General features: G+C 44.9%; 17 protein-coding genes and 1 pseudogene. 15 read left to right on the top strand and 3 right to left on the bottom strand.

All coding sequences use genetic code 11. The features are described from left to right. Positions 1 to 201: 201 nt before the first annotated feature. The 5 genes from guaB to OH459_RS09165 all read left to right on the top strand — a co-directional run bounded on the left by guaB (position 202) and on the right by OH459_RS09165 (position 7,842). Positions 202 to 1,665 (top strand): IMP dehydrogenase, encoded by a 1,464-nt coding sequence (gene guaB / locus OH459_RS09185; RefSeq protein WP_005447694.1) that lies wholly within the window; start codon positions 202 to 204, stop codon positions 1,663 to 1,665. Between the two features lie 126 nt (positions 1,666 to 1,791). Beyond that, positions 1,792 to 3,345 carry a glutamine-hydrolyzing GMP synthase gene (guaA, locus tag OH459_RS09180; protein ID WP_005447693.1) on the top strand — a complete coding sequence of 518 codons (1,554 nt, stop codon included), beginning with the start codon at positions 1,792 to 1,794 and terminating at the stop codon, positions 3,343 to 3,345. A 301-nt stretch (positions 3,346 to 3,646) separates the two neighbouring features. Continuing rightward, entirely contained in the window at positions 3,647 to 5,170 is a 1,524-nt protein-coding gene (locus OH459_RS09175; RefSeq protein ID WP_053053262.1) for a Na+/H+ antiporter NhaC family protein, read from the top strand. A gap of 201 nt (positions 5,171 to 5,371) precedes the next feature. Next, entirely contained in the window at positions 5,372 to 7,066 is a 1,695-nt protein-coding gene (locus tag OH459_RS09170; RefSeq protein ID WP_269986437.1) for a chitinase, read from the top strand. Positions 7,067 to 7,248: 182 nt separating this feature from the next. Beyond that, positions 7,249 to 7,842, top strand: a complete 594-nt coding sequence (locus OH459_RS09165; RefSeq protein ID WP_005447690.1) for an acetate uptake transporter — start codon at positions 7,249 to 7,251, stop codon at positions 7,840 to 7,842. A gap of 125 nt (positions 7,843 to 7,967) precedes the next feature. Here the strand turns inward: OH459_RS09165 and OH459_RS09160 are convergent, their stop codons facing one another. Together OH459_RS09160 and OH459_RS09155 are read right to left on the bottom strand one after the other, a co-directional pair. Then, positions 7,968 to 9,515, bottom strand: a complete 1,548-nt coding sequence (locus OH459_RS09160; RefSeq protein ID WP_005447683.1) for an alanine/glycine:cation symporter family protein — start codon at positions 9,513 to 9,515, stop codon at positions 7,968 to 7,970. 306 nt (positions 9,516 to 9,821) lie between these two features. Continuing rightward, positions 9,822 to 11,078: a D-amino acid dehydrogenase gene (locus OH459_RS09155; RefSeq protein ID WP_269986433.1), complete on the bottom strand. Its 1,257-nt coding sequence runs from the start codon at positions 11,076 to 11,078 to the stop codon at positions 9,822 to 9,824. Positions 11,079 to 11,183: 105 nt separating this feature from the next. On the opposite strand from OH459_RS09155, the gene OH459_RS09150 reads away from it, so the two are divergent. The 10 genes and pseudogenes from OH459_RS09150 to sufE all read left to right on the top strand — a co-directional run bounded on the left by OH459_RS09150 (position 11,184) and on the right by sufE (position 21,164). After that, the gene (locus OH459_RS09150; RefSeq protein ID WP_114321970.1) at positions 11,184 to 12,086 is read left to right on the top strand and encodes a LysR substrate-binding domain-containing protein; all 903 of its coding nucleotides are present in this window, start codon (positions 11,184 to 11,186) and stop codon (positions 12,084 to 12,086) included. 164 nt (positions 12,087 to 12,250) lie between these two features. Then, positions 12,251 to 12,823 carry a DUF6795 domain-containing protein gene (locus tag OH459_RS09145; protein WP_053053259.1) on the top strand — a complete coding sequence of 191 codons (573 nt, stop codon included), beginning with the start codon at positions 12,251 to 12,253 and terminating at the stop codon, positions 12,821 to 12,823. Between the two features lies 1 nt (position 12,824). Continuing rightward, positions 12,825 to 13,967: pseudogene (locus OH459_RS09140) on the top strand (lipase family protein). 155 nt (positions 13,968 to 14,122) lie between these two features. Beyond that, positions 14,123 to 15,391 carry an O-acetylhomoserine aminocarboxypropyltransferase/cysteine synthase family protein gene (locus OH459_RS09135; RefSeq protein ID WP_009697684.1) on the top strand — a complete coding sequence of 423 codons (1,269 nt, stop codon included), beginning with the start codon at positions 14,123 to 14,125 and terminating at the stop codon, positions 15,389 to 15,391. Positions 15,392 to 15,619: 228 nt separating this feature from the next. Further along, positions 15,620 to 15,991 (top strand): Fe-S cluster assembly scaffold SufA, encoded by a 372-nt coding sequence (gene sufA, locus OH459_RS09130; protein WP_005447677.1) that lies wholly within the window; start codon positions 15,620 to 15,622, stop codon positions 15,989 to 15,991. Between the two features lie 48 nt (positions 15,992 to 16,039). After that, positions 16,040 to 17,515: a Fe-S cluster assembly protein SufB gene (gene sufB, locus OH459_RS09125; protein ID WP_269986430.1), complete on the top strand. Its 1,476-nt coding sequence runs from the start codon at positions 16,040 to 16,042 to the stop codon at positions 17,513 to 17,515. Between the two features lie 6 nt (positions 17,516 to 17,521). Further along, a complete protein-coding gene (gene sufC, locus OH459_RS09120; RefSeq protein WP_017818897.1) occupies positions 17,522 to 18,268 on the top strand; it encodes a Fe-S cluster assembly ATPase SufC in 747 nt (248 codons plus the stop codon). Continuing rightward, the gene (sufD, locus tag OH459_RS09115) at positions 18,243 to 19,523 is read left to right on the top strand and encodes a Fe-S cluster assembly protein SufD (RefSeq protein ID WP_033007387.1); all 1,281 of its coding nucleotides are present in this window, start codon (positions 18,243 to 18,245) and stop codon (positions 19,521 to 19,523) included. The genes sufC and sufD overlap by 26 nt, the downstream gene beginning before the upstream one ends. Next, positions 19,520 to 20,743, top strand: a complete 1,224-nt coding sequence (gene sufS, locus OH459_RS09110) for a cysteine desulfurase SufS (protein ID WP_199479925.1) — start codon at positions 19,520 to 19,522, stop codon at positions 20,741 to 20,743. The genes sufD and sufS overlap by 4 nt, the downstream gene beginning before the upstream one ends. A 13-nt stretch (positions 20,744 to 20,756) precedes the next feature. After that, positions 20,757 to 21,164 (top strand): cysteine desulfuration protein SufE, encoded by a 408-nt coding sequence (gene sufE, locus OH459_RS09105; RefSeq protein ID WP_005447670.1) that lies wholly within the window; start codon positions 20,757 to 20,759, stop codon positions 21,162 to 21,164. A gap of 19 nt (positions 21,165 to 21,183) precedes the next feature. Here sufE and OH459_RS09100 read toward each other — a convergent pair whose 3' ends face one another. Next, the gene (locus OH459_RS09100) at positions 21,184 to 21,570 is read right to left on the bottom strand and encodes a hypothetical protein (protein ID WP_227740455.1); all 387 of its coding nucleotides are present in this window, start codon (positions 21,568 to 21,570) and stop codon (positions 21,184 to 21,186) included. Between the last annotated feature and the right edge of the window lie 11 nt (positions 21,571 to 21,581).

Genomic DNA, 21,581 nt, shown 5'->3' with positions numbered 1-21,581 from the left:
TAGCGGCAATATAATACATATCAAGGGGGTAATTGCAAGAAAAAAATTAAAAAATTTGTGGTCAAGCGATTGCGTTAACCGTATAATCCCTCCGCAATATCTAATCCAAATGTAGCCAACAACCTAAAACTGGTTACCCTCATTATGCGAAACGATGAGATTGGATTGTCTTTTTACTCCTCTAATTGTGAGATATTGCAAATGCTAAGAATTGCCAAAGAAGCGCTGACATTCGATGACGTACTACTCGTGCCAGCTCACTCCACCGTTCTCCCAAACACAGCTGATCTTCGCACTCAGTTGACTAAGAACATCACCCTAAACATCCCAATGATTTCAGCGTCTATGGACACTGTTACAGAAGCTCGTCTAGCTATCGCGCTAGCGCAAGAGGGTGGCATTGGCTTTATCCACAAAAACATGTCTATTGAGCAGCAAGCTGCTGAAGTTCGTAAAGTTAAGAAGTTTGAAGCTGGTGTCGTTTCTGATCCAGTAACTGTTAGCCCTGAAGCGACTATCGCTGACGTGGTTGCACTGACTGAAAAACACGGCTTCGCTGGTTTCCCTGTAATCACAGAGAACAACGAGCTTGTAGGCATTATCACTGGTCGTGATGTGCGCTTTGTTACTGACCTTTCTAAGAAAGTGTCTTCAGTAATGACAGCAAAAGAAAACCTTGCAGCAGTAAAAGAAGGTGCAACACGTGAAGAAGTGCAAGAGAAGATGCACGAAGCACGCGTTGAGAAAGTATTGGTTGTGAACGATGAGTTCCAACTAACCGGTATGATCACTGCGAAAGACTTCCACAAAGCAGAACGTAAACCAAACGCATGTAAAGATGAGCGCGGTCGTCTACGTGTTGGCGCAGCCGTTGGTGCTGGCGCTGGTAACGAAGAGCGTGTTGCTGCTCTAGTTGAAGCGGGCGTTGACGTTCTACTTATCGACTCTTCACACGGTCACTCTGAAGGTGTACTAAACCGTATCCGCGAAACTCGCGCAGCTTACCCAGATCTAGACATCATCGGCGGTAACGTTGCGACAGGTGCTGGTGCTAAAGCACTTATCGAAGCGGGCGTTAGCGCTGTGAAAGTGGGTATCGGTCCTGGTTCAATCTGTACTACTCGTATCGTAACGGGCGTTGGTGTTCCTCAAGTAACAGCAATCGCAGACGCAGCAGAAGTGGCGAACTCATTCGGTATCCCAGTTATCGCTGACGGCGGTATCCGTTTCTCTGGTGACATCTGTAAAGCAATCGTAGCTGGCGCATCATGTGTGATGGTTGGTTCAATGTTCGCAGGTACAGAAGAAGCACCGGGTGAAGTGATTCTTTACAACGGTCGTTCTTACAAGTCTTACCGTGGTATGGGGTCTCTTGGTGCGATGTCTCAAGGTTCATCTGACCGTTACTTCCAGTCTGACAATGCAGCAGACAAGCTAGTACCAGAAGGTATCGAAGGTCGTATCGCATACAAAGGTCGTCTAAAAGAAATCGTACACCAGCAAATGGGTGGTCTACGTTCAAGCATGGGTCTTACGGGCTCTGCAACGATTGAAGATATGCGTACTAAAGCTGAATTTGTTCGTATCTCAGGTGCGGGCATGGCTGAATCACACGTACACGACGTTCAAATCACTAAGGAAGCTCCAAACTACCGTCGCGGTTAATTTTTACTGTTGTAAAAATAAAACCTATACACTCGACGTAAACGTTTGCTTTTTTCCTTGAAGCATTAATAAGAGGCGAGTACACTCGCCTCCGTTTTAATAACCTAGCTTATAAGACTGCTCAAAATGACTAAAAATATTCATGACCAACGTATTCTGATCTTGGACTTCGGTTCTCAGTACACTCAGCTAGTAGCGCGCCGTGTACGTGAAATCGGTGTTTACTGTGAACTGTGGAGCTGGGACGTTGAAGAAGCGGATATTCGTGAATTCAATCCAGACGGTATTATCCTCTCTGGTGGTCCGGAAAGCGTAACGGAAGATAACTCTCCACGCGCTCCTCAATATGTATTTGACTCTGGTGTGCCAGTATTAGGTGTATGTTACGGCATGCAAACTATGGCTGAGCAGCTAGGTGGTAAAGTAGCGGGTTCTACAGAACGTGAATTTGGCTACGCACAAGTTAAAGTTTCTGGTGAATCTGCACTATTTAAAGATCTTGAGCTAACTCAAGACGTGTGGATGAGCCACGGTGACAAAGTAGTAGAAATTCCTGCTGACTTCGTGAAAGTTGGTGAGACAGACACATGTCCGTACGCTGCGATGGCGAACGAAGAGAAGAAGTACTACGGCGTTCAGTTCCACCCAGAAGTAACGCACACGAAAGGCGGTCTACAAATGCTAGAGAACTTTGTTCTTGGCGTATGTGGCTGTGAGCGTCTATGGACTTCTGAATCTATCATCGAAGACGCGGTTGCTCGTATTAAAGAGCAAGTGGGTGACGACGAAGTTATCCTAGGTCTATCTGGTGGTGTTGATTCATCGGTAGTAGCGATGCTAGTTCACCGTGCAATCGGCGACAAGCTAACGTGTGTATTCGTAGATAACGGTCTTCTTCGTCTAAACGAAGGTCAACAAGTAATGGATATGTTCGGCGACCAATTTGGTTTGAACATCATCAAAGTTGACGCTGAAGAACGTTTCCTTAAAGCACTTGAAGGCAAATCGGATCCAGAAGAGAAGCGTAAGACAATCGGTCACGTATTCGTAGACGTATTTGATGAAGAGTCTAAGAAGCTGAAAAACGCGAAATGGCTAGCTCAAGGTACGATTTACCCAGACGTTATCGAATCTGCTGCATCTAAGACTGGTAAAGCGCACGTGATCAAATCACATCACAACGTGGGCGGTCTTCCAGATGACATGGAAATGGGTCTTGTTGAGCCACTACGTGAGCTGTTTAAAGATGAAGTTCGTAAGATCGGTCTAGAGCTTGGTCTTCCGTACAACATGCTTTACCGCCACCCATTCCCGGGTCCTGGTCTAGGTGTTCGTGTTCTTGGTGAAATCAAGAAAGAGTACTGTGACTTGCTACGTCGTGCAGACGCTATCTTCATTGAAGAGCTACACGCTGCAGACCTATACAACAAAGTATCTCAAGCGTTCACGGTATTCTTACCAGTTCGCTCTGTAGGTGTAATGGGTGATGGTCGTAAGTACGATTGGGTTGTATCTCTACGTGCGGTAGAAACTATCGACTTTATGACTGCGCATTGGGCACACCTACCATACGACTTCCTAGGTAAGGTTTCTAACCGTATCATCAACGAAGTTGACGGTATTTCTCGCGTGGTTTACGACATTTCTGGTAAGCCACCAGCGACAATCGAATGGGAATAATATTCCCTTCATATTTGAAGTAGCAACGTTGTTGATTTGTCCATTTCACCCTAATCACATAGTAAACCTATGCTCATAGGGCTGAAATGGCTTGTCGCCTAGTTGCAACTCCAACTATTTTGGGAATTAGTTGGAGTACTTGACGTAAAGATTAAAATAGTAAAACCAGCCTTCGGGCTGGTTTTTTTATGCCTGAAAAGTGTGAACGCAGGTCTCAACTTTTTTATTAGAAAATATATACATGTAACACTGTTGAATGTATATTCATTTTTAGTGTTTAAATATTAAAATTGGTATTGCTATGGAACAGGCAGACGTTACCTCCCTCATCCCCATCATTATTACGTTAGTCCTTGCGCTAACTACAAGAAACGTTGTTGTCGGTCTTTTTGCCGGTGTTGTTAGCGGTGTGGCTATGTTAGAAGGCACATTCGTTGACAAAGGTCCGCTCGATTCGTTTAGCGCACTGATGAAAAGTTACCTGTTGCCGCAACTGACTGACAGTTACAATGCGGGCGTCATCCTTCTTTTGGTTTTCATTGGTGGTTTTGTTGCCTTGATGGAGAAATCTGGCGGTGGCGTGGCGTTCGCTAAAAAGGTCACTCAGTGGGTTGCAAGCAAATGCCAAGCGCAGCTTTCTGCTTGGTTTGGCGGCGTTGTTATTTTCTTTTCAGACCTTGGTACACCGTTAATTGTTGGTCCTGTCTTTCGTCCTCTTTTTGATAAACTGAAAGTCTCTCGCCAGAAGCTAGCCTTTATCATCGATTCAACTTCATCCCCAGTGGCGATCCTCATCCCTTTCATCGGTTGGGGCGTTTATATCATGAGCCTGATTCAAAAAGAGTTTGCTGCACTGGATGTGGGTATCAGTGATTGGGATGCCTTTATTGGTGCGATTCCTTACCAGTTTTATGCCTTTTTAGCGATCGCGATTGTGCCGATTGTTTCTTTCTTCAAACTGGATTTTGGACCAATGGCGAAAGCTGAGCAGCTTGCAGAGCAGGGTTCTGATTTTGGAAAAGTGCAAGATTCATTGAATGTGTTTGAGCATAAAAATGCAAAAACAAGTTTTGTTTGGGCACCGCTTCTCGTCATGCTTGTGGTGCTTTGTTCAATATTGGTTCCTCATGGTTTTCCATTTCAGAAAGTAGCAGGCTCAACTTTCCGTGCAGCACTGTCGTCGGCGTATTTCTTTGCTGCAATTACTTTGATTAGTTTGATGGCGTTTTATGGCGTGAGAAAACTCTCTGATGGCATTCAGGTTTACCTAAAAGGGATGTCAAACATGATGTCCGTTGCGGTGATTTTGGTTCTTGCTTGGTCATTGAGTTCGGTTGGCAAGGAGCTTGGCGCAGCGGCGTACATTGCAGAACAAGCGCAGGCTGGTTTCCCTTATTGGTTATTGCCAGCGGTGGCATTTTTGTTAGCTGGTATTATTTCGTTCGCAACAGGATCGTCGTGGGGGACATTCGCTATTATGATGCCGTTGGTTATCCCAACTGCAGTTGCGATTGATGCACCATTGTTGGTGTGTATTGGTGCGGTTCTGTCTGGCGGTCTATTTGGTGATCACTGTTCGCCAATTTCTGAAACCACCATCTTGTCTTCGACTGGTGCTGGTTGCGAGCAGTACGAACACTTTAGAACTCAATTTCCTTATGCGGTGCTTAATGGTGCCATTGCCCTAGCAAGTTTTCTTGTCGCTGGGGTAATGGCTTCGCCTGTGATTGTACTGGTGGCGGTTGTGGTTCAGTTTGCTGTCTATTTATTGCTTTCTAAACAGAAATCTTCGCAGGCTTTAGAGTCGATAACAGCCAACCAATAACCAAGAATAAAAACGGGGGAAGGTTCTCCCGTTTTGTTTTGAGTCAAGGTAACAGTTTTTGTGATACCCGCTGTGTAACAGTATTTATTTATAAACTTTGCGTCGCAGAATGAATGGGCTTTACTCGGCGTTTTTTCTACATGATCCACTATGTGTCTAGTTATTCCTTGTATATTGTATTGATAAATACGGAGATTAGACATGTTTGCACTCAAACATCTGCCTCTTGCATTAAGCTGTGTGCTCGCGGCACAAGCTCATGCCAGTATGAATATCCAACCTGATCCTCAAAACCCGAATGGCTACGTGATCGCTCGTGGTGACATTCAAGCGGTTGAGCAAAGCAAAACATCTGACCCAATGTATGCCATCTGGGCACAGGCGTTAGAGACTCGTCCGAACAGCGTTGTAGAAGCTATCGTACCGGGCGCAGCAGGTAACCCAGAAAACGTTAAACGTGTTGAACGTGTATTCCCCGAAAGTGAGTGGGACTTCCTAACGCAAATGGCTGCGCCTGAATACACTTATACTCGTTTCTTACGTGCGATAGGTAAGTTCCCTGCATTCTGTGGTGAGTACACCGATGGTCGAGACTCTGACGCAATCTGTAAGAAATCCATCGTGACAGCATTTGCGCATTTTGCTCAAGAAACTGGTGGTCACATTGCGGTTGATAACGTATCAGACAACCCACTTGCATTAGAAGAGTGGCAGCAGGCACTCGTGCATGTACGCGAAATGGGATGGTCTGAAGGTCAAGAGGGTTACACCACAGGCTGTGGTCAGAACGATTGGCAAAATAAGCGCTGGCCATGCGAACCTGGTCAAGGGTATTTTGGGCGTGGTGCCAAACAGCTTTCTTACCACTTTAACTATGGCGCATTCTCTGAAGTGATGTTTGATGGCGATGCATCGGTGCTGCTGAAGAATCCGGGTTTAGTCGCTGACTCTTGGTTGAACTTGGCTTCTGCAATTTGGTTCTTCTTAACCCCTCAAGCGCCAAAACCAGCGATGTTACACGTAATTGATCGTACATGGGTGCCATCGCAACGTGAGATCGATGCGGGCATTGGTTACGGTTTTGGTACCACTATCAACGTCATCAATGGCGGTATTGAATGTGGCGAGCAAAACAAAGACAAAGGTCAGCCTGTTAACCGTATTCGTTACTGGGAAGGTTTAGCAGCGCATTATCAAATTCCTATCGAAGCTGATGAAACCAATACTTGTTGGCAACAAACGCCGTACGGTAGCTTAAACCTTAACGGTGCGACTGATGTGCTTTACACCAACTGGGATGGTAACTGGAAGTACTACTCAGATCGCCCTGGGGGTCATTCATTTGAGTGTGAATTGGTTGGCTTCCAAACCGCATATTCGGCTCTGGTAGCAGGAGATTACGAGAAATGTGTTACCAACTTCTACCAATCTCACGCGGGTTGGCCTGAAGTACGCATTGTCGACAAACTAGACCCAGTCGATCCGGTTGACCCACCTGTAGGTGGTGTTGCTGCATGGGATGCTGGCAAGGTTTATAACACAGGCGACCAAGTCTCTTACAAGGGGGCGGTATATGAAGCTAAGTGGTGGTCACAAGGCAATGAGCCGACCAAAGGTGACCCTTGGAAGCTCGCTTCGGGCACGCCAACCGAGCCACCAACGACTGAACCTCCTGTGACAGAGCCACCAGTAACTGAGCCTCCAGTAACCGAACCACCGGTGACGGAGCCTCCTGTTTCAGGGGACTTTATCGCATGGGAACCAGGTGTCACTCAAGTAGCCAATGGTGACAAAGTGACTTATCAAGGTAAGTGTTTTATTGCGAAAAACGGTCCGGGTGTATGGGAAACGCCAACCCAGAGTAACTGGTTCTGGGATGAGATCTCTTGCCAGTGATTGAACAATAAATAGTCTAAGTATCTATAAAGACTCTGCTTTTTAGTAGGGTCTTTTTTTATTCATTTGATTGCCTATTTGTGCAATCTAAGTTTCCAATAACGTCTTTTCTCTTTTGTTTTTTAGTCCATTAAAATTCGCGCGCAATTTTTATCAACATTTTTGAAAACAGGTACGCTTACATGTCTACTAAACTGGCTAACCCAGCGCCGCTAGGCCTAATGGGTTTCGGTATGACCACGATTCTGCTTAACATCCACAACGCAGGATTCTTCCCAATTGACTCAATGATCCTAGCAATGGGTATCTTCTACGGTGGTCTTAGCCAAGTTCTTGTTGGCATGATGTGCTTCAAACGTGGTGATACTTTCGGTACGACTGCATTTACGTCTTACGGTCTGTTCTGGCTAACACTGGTTGGCCTAATCGTAATGCCTTACATGGGTCTTCCTGCAAGCCCAGCACACTTTATGGGTTGGTACCTACTGCTATGGGGTATCTTCACTGGCTTCATGTTTATTGGTTCTCTATGCTACCCAGTAGCGAAGCAAGTCGTATTTGGTTCTCTTACTATCCTGTTCTTCCTACTAGCTGCACGTGACTTTACTGGTAGTGAGCTGATCGGCACTATCGCAGGCTTTGAAGGTATCTTCTGTGGTGCAAGCGCAATCTACTTCGCAATGGCTCAAGTACTAAACAACGAGTACGGTCGCACGGTTCTTCCAATCGGCGAAAAGCAAAAGCCTCAAGTTGCAACGCAAGAAATCGCAGCATAATCGCTTCGAATTGAATGCAAAAGAAAAGGGTTAGCCACTGGCTAACCCTTTTTTAATGTCCTTTTCGGACCACTGCTTTTTCTTATATACCCGCCAACCTGCTGGGGGAGGAGGTTAATGAGGCATTAGGTAGATGGTTGTTCTACTGTTTCTGCCGTGTCACTATCCGCTGTAGGCGCCTTGCCTGTTTTACGTTTGTACTTTTCTTCCCAGTAGTCAGCACCTTTGATACCAAGCGCAACAGGGTTGAATGTGTACTCTGTAACCCCACGTTTTTGCTGCTCTTCATAATCAGCTAGAGCTTTTAGTGCTGGCTTAGACATGAAGAAGATGATCAGAATGCCGACAATATTTAGCCATGCCATTAGACCTACGCCTACGTCACCCATTGCCCACGCAAGGTTAGCTGTTTTAACCGTACCGTAGAATACCGCTGAGATCAGAATGACCTTCAAGATAAACATCAGACCGTTTACTTTTACTGTGCGACGGATGTAAGCGATGTTGGTTTCTGCGATGTAGTAGTACGCCAAAATCGTTGTAAAGGCGAAGAAAAACAGAGCAATCGCGATGAATGGTTTACCCACACCCGGAAGGGCACTTTCAATCGCCATTTGCGTAAATACAGGACCATTTGCACCGATATCTGCTGGAAGGTTCTGTACTAAGAACGCACCTTCGACTGCACCGTGTACGTTGTACGCACCCGTGATAAGAATCATAAATGCGGTTGCTGAACACACTAGCAGAGTATCGATGTAGATAGAGAATGATTGAACCAGACCTTGCTGTGCTGGGTGATCAACACTTGCTGCTGCAGCAGCGTGAGGACCAGTACCTTGACCTGCTTCGTTAGAGTAAACACCACGTTTTACACCCCAACCAATCGCAGCACCAATACCCGCCATCGGTGTGAATGCATCACCAATGATCATGCCAACAATACGTGGAATTTCACCGATGTTAAGTAGGATGATAACGAATGCTGTGATGATGTACGCCAGAGCCATGAACGGAACTACGATTTGAGTGAAGTTCGCGATTCGTTTCACACCACCAAAGATAATGAAAGCAAGAATGACACAGACAACCGTACCAGTGAAAATTTTAGCGAAACTGAAGGTACCAATAGCGGTTTCAATCATGTCACCTGAGCCAAATGCTGCTTCTACTGCGTTACCAATACTGTTCGATTGAACGCCAGGAAGCAGAACACCACATGCAAAGATGGTTGCGATAGCGAAGATCCAAGCGTACCACTTTTGACCCATTGCTTTTTCGATGTAATAAGCTGGACCACCGCGGAATTCACCTTCGTCTTCTTCTTTATAAATCTGTGCGAGTGTTGATTCTGCGTATGCGGTTGCTGCGCCAAAGAAGGCGACAACCCACATCCAGAAAACAGCACCTGGACCACCGAAACCGATAGCGGCTGCAACACCTGCAATGTTACCTGTACCTACACGGCCAGATAGTGAAACGGCCAAAGCCTGAAATGATGAAATCCCCTTGGTTGAACTCTTACCAGAAAGTAGCAAGCGCCACATTTCAAAGAAGTGACGAATCTGCACAAAGCGCGTCATGATCGAGTAGAACAAACCAGCGCCAAGGCACAAATAAATCAGTACCGGACTCCAGATAATTCCATTCAGAAAATCAACTAATGACTGCATGAGTATTTTCCCTGTTTGTTATGGTTGTGGTTGTTTTTCGTACAACACATTACCCTTTTTGTAATGTAATTGTTAACCTTTTTGACTAAAAATCCTTTGTAGCGTGATGATGAACACAGAATGGTTAAATATTGTTAAAAATTGGTTCTTGTTATGTTTGTGTGTGGTTTTTATTGGAAATGACAATGAATTGATTGAATATGCAGCACATTGCCATGAAAATGTGCTGCGAGATATGGAAGTCATATCTTCTGAATGCTATTTAACATGTGGAATAATGTTCTATTTGAAATGGTTTGCAGGTGTTTAGGCGTAACGGCTTAGGCTCAATTCTGAGTGATTTGTTACTTTGCTTTCTGCACCGATCATAATGTCGGCAAGGAGTTGTCCTGACCCACAAGCCATGGTCCAACCGAGCGTTCCATGTCCTGTATTCGTGAATAAATTGTCGTAAGGGGTCGCACCAATGATGGGGGTACCATCGGGCGTCATGGGGCGAAAGCCTGTCCAAAATTCGGCTTGAGTGAAATCGGCACTTTGCGGAAATAAATCTCGAATCACCATTTCAATCGTATTCTTGCGCTTTTGCGGTAATGAAGGATCAAAGCCCGCAAGTTCAGCGGTCCCTGCGACCCGGATGCGATCGTCAAAGCGTGTCATTGCCACTTTATAGGTCTCATCCATGACGGTAGATCGCGGTGCAAATTGTTCACATTCAATCGGAACCGTCAGTGAATACCCTTTGACGGGATAGATCGGAATATCAATCTCAAGCTGCTTGAGTAACGCCGTTGAGTAACTGCCCGAAGCAAGTACAAACTGGTCTGCTTTAAATAAACCATGATCCGTTTGGACACCCATGACCTTTTTGCCTACGGTAACCCAATTACTTACCTCTGTATTGAATTCAAACCTGACACCATAAGCTTTCGCCAGCTTAGTTAACTGCTGACAAAACTGGAAACAATCTCCGGTTTCATCATCGGGTAGGTACAACCCACCGACCAGTTTTTCTTTTACTAACGCTAACCCAGGCTCTTGTTTGATGCAGTGCTCGACGTTCATTAGCTGAAAACGTGTACCGCTTTGTTCTAATAACTTAAGGTCTTTTTCTATGGTGTCTAACTGCTGTTGAGATCGAAATACTTGTAACGTCCCGAGTTGGCGACCTTGGTATTCAATCGCATGATCACGTCTTAGCTGCTCTAAACAAGTGCGGCTGTGATTGGCGATGGATAGCATTCGTGCTTTGTTGATCTGATAGCGAGATAAGGTGCAATTAGACACCATTTTCGTAGCCCAGCGGATAAGCTCTGGGCTGAGAGACGGTTTTATTTTGAGTGGGGCATGCTCTTCGGTTAGCCATTTCACGGCTTTGAGTGGAATGCCTGGGGCTGCCCATGGTGAAGAGTAGCCGTAAGAGATTTGTCCTGCATTGGCGAAGCTGGTTTCCATCGCACTGCTTGGTTGGCGATCGATCACGGTGACCTGATAACCTGCTTGAGCTAGATACCAAGCTGAGGTCAAACCGATAACACCACTACCTAATACGATGACTTCCATTGATGTGCTCCACACATTTTCGATGTTGCGCAGTTTGTCTTCTTTACCTTTTGTTAACAATCGATATAAATTACATCCAGCGTTTAGAAAAACTATAGGCTCAGGATGAAAAGTAGTGTCGTAAGTGGATTGTGGTTATTTAACCAAGTAGCGGAACACAACAGTTTTACCAGTGCAGCAAAGGCATTGCACTTGACGACAGGCGCAATTAGCCAGCAAATTATCCAGTTGGAAGAGCAACTAGGCTTTACTTTGTTTGAACGCCATTCGCGAGGAATTAGGCTGACACCTAAAGGTTTGCAGTTATCTCAGACTTCGCAATTTCACTTCTCTGAACTTAGGAAAGCACTTGAAGAGCTACAGATTGAAAAGCCCCACAATGAAATTCGCCTCAAACTGACACCTTCTTTTGCATTTAAATGGCTGGTTCCTAGGCTTGAAAGCTTCCACCTAAATAACCCCGACCTGCAAGTACAGATTTTTGCAGAGGGAGCGCTTGTGAATAGTGAGCTGAAGGATTACGACGTTGCAATTGACTATGGTCCGCACCCGTATCGAGACAAAAACGCGAAGCGGATTCTTGATGAGCAACTTCTTCCAGTGATGAGTGTCAAATACCTTGAGGATCATGGGTGGCTAAAAACACCTAAAACGACACCAGAGCAATGGCGAGATGCGACGTTATTGCACGATGCTATGCCATGGGATAAAGCGCCGCGTGACTATGAGTGGCTCTATTGGGCATCAAGTATGGGGCTGGATTTTAAAACGGATTCTGGGCATTTCTTTAATCGAACGGATATGGCGATGTCCGCAGCTGAAGCCGGCGTTGGTATTGCGATGGCACGTATGGCGCTGGTGGAGGATGAACTTAAAAATAGTCGTTTGGTCTCACCATTTGAACCCGTTGATGCCAACGCGGGGTACTACTTGATCATTAACACGAAAAGCGAACCAACCCAACGATTTAAAAAGTGGCTTTTACAACAAGTTCAATTATCAATGTAGAGAGAGCCAATTGGCACGAGTGTTTAAGAAATAATAAAAATAAATTTCTTAATTACATGATACTTCGAATTGCTTTCCACAAATTGTCTTCCGTTTATTCACTCCTCTCACTCCGTCCTCTTTTTCCATATCATCCACGAATTAATCAATGGATGAGAAAGACTATGGCTAAAAAAAACTCTCTTATATTAGCCTTAGCTCTATTTTCGGTAGGAGCAAGCGCAATGTTTTGGCCGTTTAAAAAATACGATGTGGAAATGTCTCCAGAAGTTCGTGGTGTCATCACACTTGATGGCGTACCGCAAGCGGGGTTAACGGTTCATCGGGACTTATTCTACGAAGGTTACAAAGATGGAGAGAAAATCTCCGATGAGGCAATAACTGGCTTAAAAGGGGAGTTTTATTTTCCTAATTTTCAGGTTCGTTCGAGAGCGCCAGAAGATGTTCTCGGGCAAAACTTCGTTGTAGCTCAAGAAATATATATCTTAAAAGAAGGCAAGGAAGTTTATCTGTGGAACGCTACTAAGCATGCAAAGCCAATTCCTTTTGCATCTGAATTATTGTTGGCTCTTAACTGTGAACTAAATCAAGAGGAACTCAATTATGAGTTCAGAGAACCTCAAAGTGGAGAGCGAATATATCTACCTCTAGTCTCGGTTTGTCGTTGGGAAGGATTAAAAGGTTATACAAATGAACAGCTGATTAAAGAAACAAATGACTTACCGTCAGAGGATTAATATGAGTGTATTATCACCTACAATTGCATCAGATATTGCAACTTTTGCTTATCAAGCAAGATTAAAAAGAAAAAGTATTTCTCTACAAAAAAAACACAAAGGCCCACTTTAAGTTTGATATTAGCAACGTGATATCAGGAACTTCTGGAGGCTTTTTTTATCGCCCTACTTCAGGTTTCATCGTTGTAGGTAAAGGGGGTAGTGAAATTTATAAGAGAGATATCGTACTTTCTTTTCGAGGCACTAAAACACTTGCTGATGCATTGACTAATATGACGGCAAACCATAGAGGTACACATTCTGGAGAGCTAGTACACAATGGGTTTCAAGGAACCTTTAATTCTATGGTTCCTGAAATTAGAGCTTTCGTGAAAACCAGTAAGTCAGATAAATTACTAAATATTCACTGTGTGGGTCATAGCCTTGGTGGTGCTTTAGCCACTTTAGCCGCGAACTGGCTTAAATCTTTTCCTGAAGTTAATGCAAAAGTTCACCTTTATACATTTGGTGCTCCCAGAGTAGGTGGAAAAAGTTTCTCTATGAATGCAACTCAACGTCTAGATAGTATTTTTAGATGTGTTAATGGTGCTGACCCTGTACCTAAAGTTCCTGTGTGGCCTTTCTATCACACTCCTTACAATGGTTCGGAGTATTTATCGAGCAGACAACAGGGTCTAGATCATAAAGCTCATGATATGAAGCGTTATGCTCAATTGACGGAATTTCAGAGTTGGGAAAAATCTATTCCCAGAAGGTTGCCTATCCCTTTGAAAAGGTAGTCTTAAATTATAACAATCGGCTTGAAACCAGACCGAATGAGTTTTGGGCAGACAAAATCTCAGCTGCAATCCTGACATTGTTAATTGATGGGGGGTGTGCTTCTATAGTCTTTGCTGCGCAAAATATAGGCTCGGCGATTTCAACTATCTATGATGCTATTGCTCGTTCAATGGTTAAGATCTCAGAATTATCAAGTGAATTTGCAGAACGTGTAAAAGGCTTACTTGGTCATATGCTGGTATTTGCGGGCAAGGGAGCTCAGATCGCGATTAAGTTTACCTATTCATTTATCCGCTGGGTATTTGAATTGGTTTTAAACAAATTGAATCAGGCGGTTAAAGCTGCACTTAAAAGTACTTTTTAATCATCTATAAACCGCCTCAAGCGAGGCGATTTTTGTTTTACAATAAAACCTTTCTAAAACCTAGTTCCTCCCCTGTGACTTGAACTGCTTTTCTTTGTTGAAAAAATCGGCAATATAAAAGAATAACCATTCACTCAATAGTTCAGGGAAGATGCATGAAAGACGAAACACTCTCGATCCATTTTGGCTACGAAACCGACCCAACAACCAAATCAGTAGCGACACCGATTTACCAGACGGTAGCGTATGAGTTTGATAATGCGCAACATGGTGCGGATTTATTCAACCTTGAAGTTCCGGGCAATATTTACACTCGTATTATGAACCCAACCAATGACGTGTTGGAAAAACGCATGGCAGCGTTGGAAGGGGGGATTGCTGGTTTGGTTGTGAGTGCAGGTAGTGCGGCAATTAACTACGCTATTCTCACGCTCGCGCAAGCTGGCGATAACATCGTTTCTACTCCTCAATTATATGGTGGTACTTACACCTTGTTTGCGCATATGTTGCCAAACCAAGGTATTGAAGTGCGTTTTGCCAAGGACGATAAGCCTGAAAGTCTTGCTGAGCTTATCGATGAGAATACCAAAGCGGTTTACTGTGAAAGCATCGGTAATCCGGCAGGGAACATCATAGACCTAGAACGTGTTGCCGAACTGGCTCATGCGCAGGGCGTGCCTGTGATTGTAGACAATACGGTCGCAACTCCAGTGCTATGCAAGCCAATCGAATTTGGTGCCGACATCGTGGTTCATTCGCTCACTAAGTATGTTGGTGGGCATGGTACGACGCTGGGTGGCATCATCATTGATTCTGGGAAGTTCCCGTGGGCACAGCATAAAGATCGCTTCCCAGTATTTAATCAGCCTGAGCCTTCTTACCACGGCGTGGTTTACACCGAAGCATTTGGTGAGGCCGCTTTTATTGGTCGTGCTCGTACCGTTCCTTTGCGTAATACTGGTTCTGCTTTGTCACCAATGAATGCCTTTATGTTGATGCAGGGGCTGGAAACGCTGTCGCTGCGTATGGAGCGTCATACCGAAAATGCGCTGAAAGTCGCGGAATACTTAAGCCAGCACGAGAAAGTGAGTTGGGTAAGCTACGCGGGTTTACCTACTTCGGAATTCTATCCATTGGCAGAAAAATACATGCAAGGTAAACCATCAGCGATATTGTCGTTTGGCTTGAAAGATGGTTATGAAGCTGGTGTGCGCTTTTACGATGCATTGAAGATCTTTAAGCGTTTGGTGAACATTGGTGACGCAAAATCGCTTGCATGCCATCCGGCGTCGACTACGCATCGTCAATTGAGTGAAGCGGAGCAAAAGCAAGCGGGTGTATCCCCAGAGATGATTCGCTTGTCCGTTGGTATTGAACACATTGATGACATCTTGGTAGACCTTGAACAAGCCCTTAATGCTTAATTATTGAATTAAAAGTGAAAAGCAGCTCTTTGATAGGGCTGCTTTTTAAAGACACCGTCGATATTCAACTTTCATTTCAGCCCCCGTTTCTTTTTCAAATCCCATTTCGTTTTCTATTCCAAATTGTGACCGAGCAGCATGCCTTAATCCCATAAATTCATTATGGTTGAATGGATAAATGATAATAACTATCATTCTCAGTGTTTGTTTTTAAATAGGTGAATAGTCATGTCGGGACTCAACTCAGTAGACAGCTTCGATCCAAGCAGCAGTTGGCAAGGGCTAACTCTGACCGATAAAGCTGCCAATCAAATTAACAAGCTGCTCGAAAAAGACGAATCTCTATGTGGCTTGCGACTCACAATTAAGCCTTCAGGTTGTGCGGGCTACGCGTATGTACTGTCCACCGTGGATGAAGTCATCGCTGACGATCTTGTATATGAGCATCTAGGCGCCAAGTTATTTGTGCCTCTTGATGCCATGCCTTATCTCGATGGAACAGAAGTGGACTTCATTTCACAAGGGTTGAACCAGATGTTCCAGTACAACAATCCTAAAGTACAAAGTGCTTGTGGTTGTGGTGAAAGTTTTAATGTGTAAAAGCGAGCACTGCTCTAGGGCAGTGGCTGGTTTTAAATGGTACCGACAATGACACAAAGTGGTATTGAGATCCAAGAAGATGTTCAAGCTTGGGTTGATGATGATAGTTACAAACAAGGGTTCTACAGCAATATTGCGACAGACCAGTTAGCAACAGGCATCAATGAAGATGTTGTACGTGCGATTTCTGCCAAAAGAAACGAACCTGAATGGATGCTGGAGTTCCGACTTCGGGCGTTTCGAATTTGGCAAACCATGGAGGAACCGCATTGGTTAAAAGCGCACTACGCCCCGCTTAACTATCAAGATTATAGCTATTATTCCGCGCCATCTTGTGGTCAGTGCGATGATACTTGTGCTGGCGATGAAGCATCGCAAGACCCGGAGTTTTTGACTAAAGAAGTCGAACAAGCTTTTGACCTGCTGGGTGTGCCAGTTCGTGAGGGAAGCGAAGTCGCTGTTGATGCAATCTTTGACTCCGTATCGGTCAAAACCACGTACAGTGAAAAATTGGCAGAGAAAGGCATCATTTTTTGCTCATTCAGCGAAGCGATTCACAAGTACCCTGAGCTAGTACAAGAGTACCTAGGGACAGTCGTCCCGCCAGAAGATAACTTCTTTGCTGCGCTAAATGCTGCCGTTGCGTCGGATGGCACCTTCGTTTACATCCCCAAAGGTGTTGAGTGTCCTATGGAGCTCTCGACCTATTTCCGGATCAATGCTGCAAAAACAGGTCAATTTGAACGTACGATTTTGATTGCTGATGAGGGCAGCTATGTCAGCTATATCGAAGGATGTTCGGCACCATCGCATGATAATTACCAGCTGCATGCTGCGGTGGTAGAAGTGATCGTCCTCAAAGATGCTTACGTGAAGTATTCGACCGTACAAAACTGGTTCTCAGGCAAAGATACCAACGGCGGTATCCTCAACTTTGTGACCAAGCGAGCGCTGTGTAAAGGCAGTGGTTCAAAGATGTCTTGGACTCAATCCGAAACGGGATCTGCCATTACATGGAAGTACCCAAGCGTCATTCTCCAAGGGGATAACTCGATCGGTGAGTTTTATTCCATCGCGTTAACGTCGGGTAAGCAGTTGGCTGACACTGGCACTAAGATGATCCATATCGGTAAAAATACCAAGTCCACCATCATCTCAAAAGGCGTCTCCGCTGGGCACAGTGAAAACAGCTACCGCGGATTAGTGAAGATCTTACCGAGCGCTGAAAATGCGCGAAATTTCACTCAATGTGACTCGATGCTCATCGGTCCGGATTGTGGGGCGCATACCTTCCCTTACGTTGAAGTAAAAAACAACTCCGCTCAGGTCGAGCATGAAGCAACCACAACCAAAATTGGTGAAGACCAACTGTTTTACTGTTCACAACGAGGCATCGCTGAAGAGGATGCGATCTCAATGATTGTGAACGGTTTTTGTAAGGATGTGTTTTCCGAATTACCGCTGGAGTTTGCCGTAGAAGCACAAAAATTATTGGCAATCAGCTTAGAACACAGCGTTGGATAATGAAAAATGTTAATAATTAACAACTTAAAAGCCCAAATTGAAGAACAAGAAATTCTAAAAGGAGTCAATCTTCAGATTAACCCTGGAGAAATTCACGCCATCATGGGACCAAACGGTTCCGGTAAAAGCACGCTGGCAAGCACGCTCGCGGGACGTGAAGACTACGAAATTACCGATGGATCTGTCGATTTCAACGGCAAGGATTTATTGGAATTAGATCCTGATGAACGTGCAGGCGAAGGCGTGTTCTTGGCATTCCAATACCCTGTCGAAATTCCGGGAGTGAGTAACCATCTCTTCTTACAAGCATCAGTGAATGCGGTGCGAAAATACCGTGAACTTCCGGAATTGGAACGCTTTGAACTTGCGGATTTAATTGAGGAGAAAATTGAGCTTCTCAATATGCCGAAAGACTTACTTTCTCGCTCGGTAAACGTCGGCTTTTCTGGCGGAGAAAAGAAGCGTAATGACATCTTGCAAATGGCGGTACTTGACCCACAACTTTGCATTTTGGACGAGACCGATTCTGGATTAGATATTGATGCACTTAAAGAAGTTGCTAATGGCGTAAATAGCCTAAAAGACGGCAAACGTTCTTTCATCATTGTGACCCATTACCAACGCATTCTTGATTACATCAAACCTGACTTTGTGCACGTGCTGTATCAAGGAAAAATCATCAAATCGGGTGATTTCTCTATGGTGGCTGAGTTAGAGGAGAAGGGCTATGGTTGGCTCACCGGAGAGGAGTAATTGTCTATTGCCATTCAGTGACTATTTAAAGCCTCGTCTGATTGAGTTAGATGAGGTTGCCAAATACCATTGGCAAGCCGCGTTAGCACAAGGATTACCGACTCGTCAGCATGAAGATTGGAAATACACCTCGCTTGAAGGCTTCGATGCCATTGATTTTTCCAGCCAGCGTGAGACTGATGTATCGATGGCTTTCGTTCAGGCTCACAAGCTTGATATGGATGCAGAAAGGTTAGTTTTTGTGAACGGTCAGTTCCAACCTAATTTGAGTGATATTGATGGCGAGGCATTTCGACTTTCTTTACTTAATGGTGATGCAAAACAAGCGTTGCCTGCCGCGATTGCACCAGAAATCTTTTTGCATCTCACGGAAGCATTTTCCGATACGACTTTGTTGATTGAGGTCGATGCCAAACATACCGTAGCCAAGCCTATTTACTTGATGCAAATTGAGTCTCGACCTCAAGGTGGTATGGCACATCATCGCGTACACCTAAAAGTCGGACAAAGTAGCGAAGTTAAAATTGTTGAGCACCTTCTTTCTGCTTGTCATGGCAACCGTGTGGCAGCAAGTTATTCCGGTTCGCGACTTACGATGGAGGTTTCGGACAACGCTGAGCTTACCCATTACAAGCTCTGCTTGGGTTCTGTGGAACATTACCATTTTGCTCACAATGATCTTTTCGTTGGACGAGATGCAAATGTATCAAGCCAGACTTTTTTGCTCTCTGGTCAATTGACGCGCCACCACACCAGCTGCCAGTTAAATGGCGAAAATACAGAGATTGAAATCAACAGCCTAGCGCTACCTAGCCATCAGCAAACGTACGACACGCGTACTTACCTTGAACACAACAAAGGGCATTGCACGAGTCAGCAACTGCACAAAATTATTGCCAGTCAGCAAGGCAAAGCAGTATTTAACGGCATGATCAAAGTCGCCCCAAACGCGCTCAAAACTGACGGACAAATGGACAATCACAACTTGTTGCTAAGTAAAGCGTGTGAGGTCAACAGTAAGCCTCAACTGGAGATCTATGCGGACGACGTGAAGTGCAGTCACGGTACTACCACAGGAGCATTGAGCAAAGAGCAGGTGTTTTATTTGCAGGCTCGCGGATTGCCAAAGCACCAAGCTGAACAATTGATCACCCTTGCCTTTGCCGCGGAAGTCGCAGAGGCGATTGATATTGACGTTATTCGTACGCTGGTTTTACAGCATATAGAGTCCAAGCTAGCAGAGGTAAATGCATGAGCTCTTCCATAACAGCGCAACGAGCACACTTTCCAACCTTACATCAGGAAGTGAACAACAAGTCTTTGGTTTACTTAGACAGCGCAGCAAGTGCACATAAACCATCGGTCGTGATTGAACGAGTCGACACCTTTTATCGACATGAAAACGCAGCGGTTCATCGTGGAATCCATCATTTGAGTGCTCATGCGACAGACTTGATGGAACAAGCGCGTGATAAGGTTCAGCAATTCATTAGTGCCAAGCTGCGTGAAGAGGTGGTTTTTGTTCATGGAACTACGCATGGCATTAACCTTGTTGCGAATGCTTATGCGAAAGCGCAGTTGACGGAAGGTGATGAGATCATCGTGTCTGAAATGGAGCATCACGCCAATATCGTGCCTTGGCAAATGCTAGAACAAGACATCGGGATCAAAGTGGTGGTGTGGCCGCTAGAGCTTGATGGAAGCTTGAGTTTGGATACGCTGAAAACGCTGATGACTGGGCGTACTCGCTTATTAGCGGTCACCCACGTCTCTAATGTGCTTGGTACCATTAATCCGGTCAAAAATATCATCGAGTTGGCTCATCAGAATGGCACCCGAGTGCTGGTAGATGGGGCACAAGCAGTGATGCACCAAGCGGTCGATGTACAAGAAATTGACTGCGACTTCTATGTCTTTTCAGGGCATAAGCTCTATGGTCCGACAGGGGTAGGGGTGTTATACGCGAAGAAAGAGCTGCTTGATATTATGCCTCCGTGGGAAGGTGGCGGCGCGATGATAAAAGAGGTCGATCTTTACCAAGGAGCCACTTATAACGACGCGCCATGGCGTTTTGAAGCTGGCACTCCTAATGTTGCAGGCATTATCGGTTTAGGGTGTGCGATTGATTATGTGCTCGATCTTGGGTTTGAAGCGATTGGTCGCTATGAACAAGCATTGGTTGACTACCTCTACGATCAATTAAAGACGGTGCCAGATATTGTCATTTATGGTCCTCAAGAGCGCTGCGGCGTAGTGTCATTCAACCTTGCACAAGTGCATGCCTTTGATGTGGGTAGCTTTTTAGATAAGTACGGTGTTGCGATTCGAACGGGGCATCATTGCGCTCAACCTCTGATGAAATACTACCAAGTACCTGCGATGTGTCGTGCATCGGTTGCTTTATATAATAATCAACAAGATATTGATGTTTTGGTTTCTAGCCTAAAACGTATCCATACCTTGTTAGTCGGATAGGAAAGAGAAAGTAGTGGACCAAAAACAATTAATTAAAAACTTCAATCGATGTATTGATTGGGAAGACAAGTACTTATACATCATTTCGCTTGGCGAGAAGTTTGCTCGTTTACCAGAAGCGTTACAGACTGAACAGACGGCCATTTACGGCTGTCAAAGCCAAGTATGGATTCAGGTACAAGTAGAACAAGGAAAAGTGCAATTGTTGGGTAGCAGCGACGCGGCTTTAGTGAAAGGGCTTGTCGCTGTGGTGTGCTTGTTATTGCAAGATAAAACACCGAAGCAGTTGTTGGAGACTAACATTAAAAGCATTTTTGCTGAGTTAGGTTTACAGCAACAATTAACTCCGGCCAGAAACCAAGGCATTGAAGCTATGGTTAAGAGTATCTTTAAGCAAGTTCAAGCGCTAGAAATGGCGTGATTTCCGCAGAGCTTCTGTGTTAGGTAATGGACGAGCGTTTGGCAAAGTCAGTGCGAAGGATCTTGGCTTTGTCCATCACGTCATAGCCTTTGTAGAGTTGACAAGTGAGATTGAGTGAATCAAGTGCGTAGGCTTTGCATTGGGAGCGGCAGCAAAGCTCGTTATTGGTGTCATTCAATTCAGCCATCATTCTGGTGTAGAGCTTTTTTAGGCAAAGTAGATAACTCATATCATCACCGCTATCACGAGCAGTCAGGGCGACGTCGAGACTCGCATGATAATACTCTGATAACCGTTTTTCAGACGGACCATGACGATTAAGATTCATCTCTGCAAGAAAGAACTCTGAAGTGGCTGTTTGTAATCTATCCTTATAGTCGTCAATCTCTGCAGTTAGCCATGTCATCACGCAATCCA

Source organism: Vibrio sp. MM46 (assembly GCF_027587135.1).
GTDB classification, from domain to species: domain Bacteria; phylum Pseudomonadota; class Gammaproteobacteria; order Enterobacterales; family Vibrionaceae; genus Vibrio; species Vibrio harveyi.
Note: the sequence above shows the minus strand (reverse complement) of the source record. Positions and strands in the feature narration are given on the sequence as shown.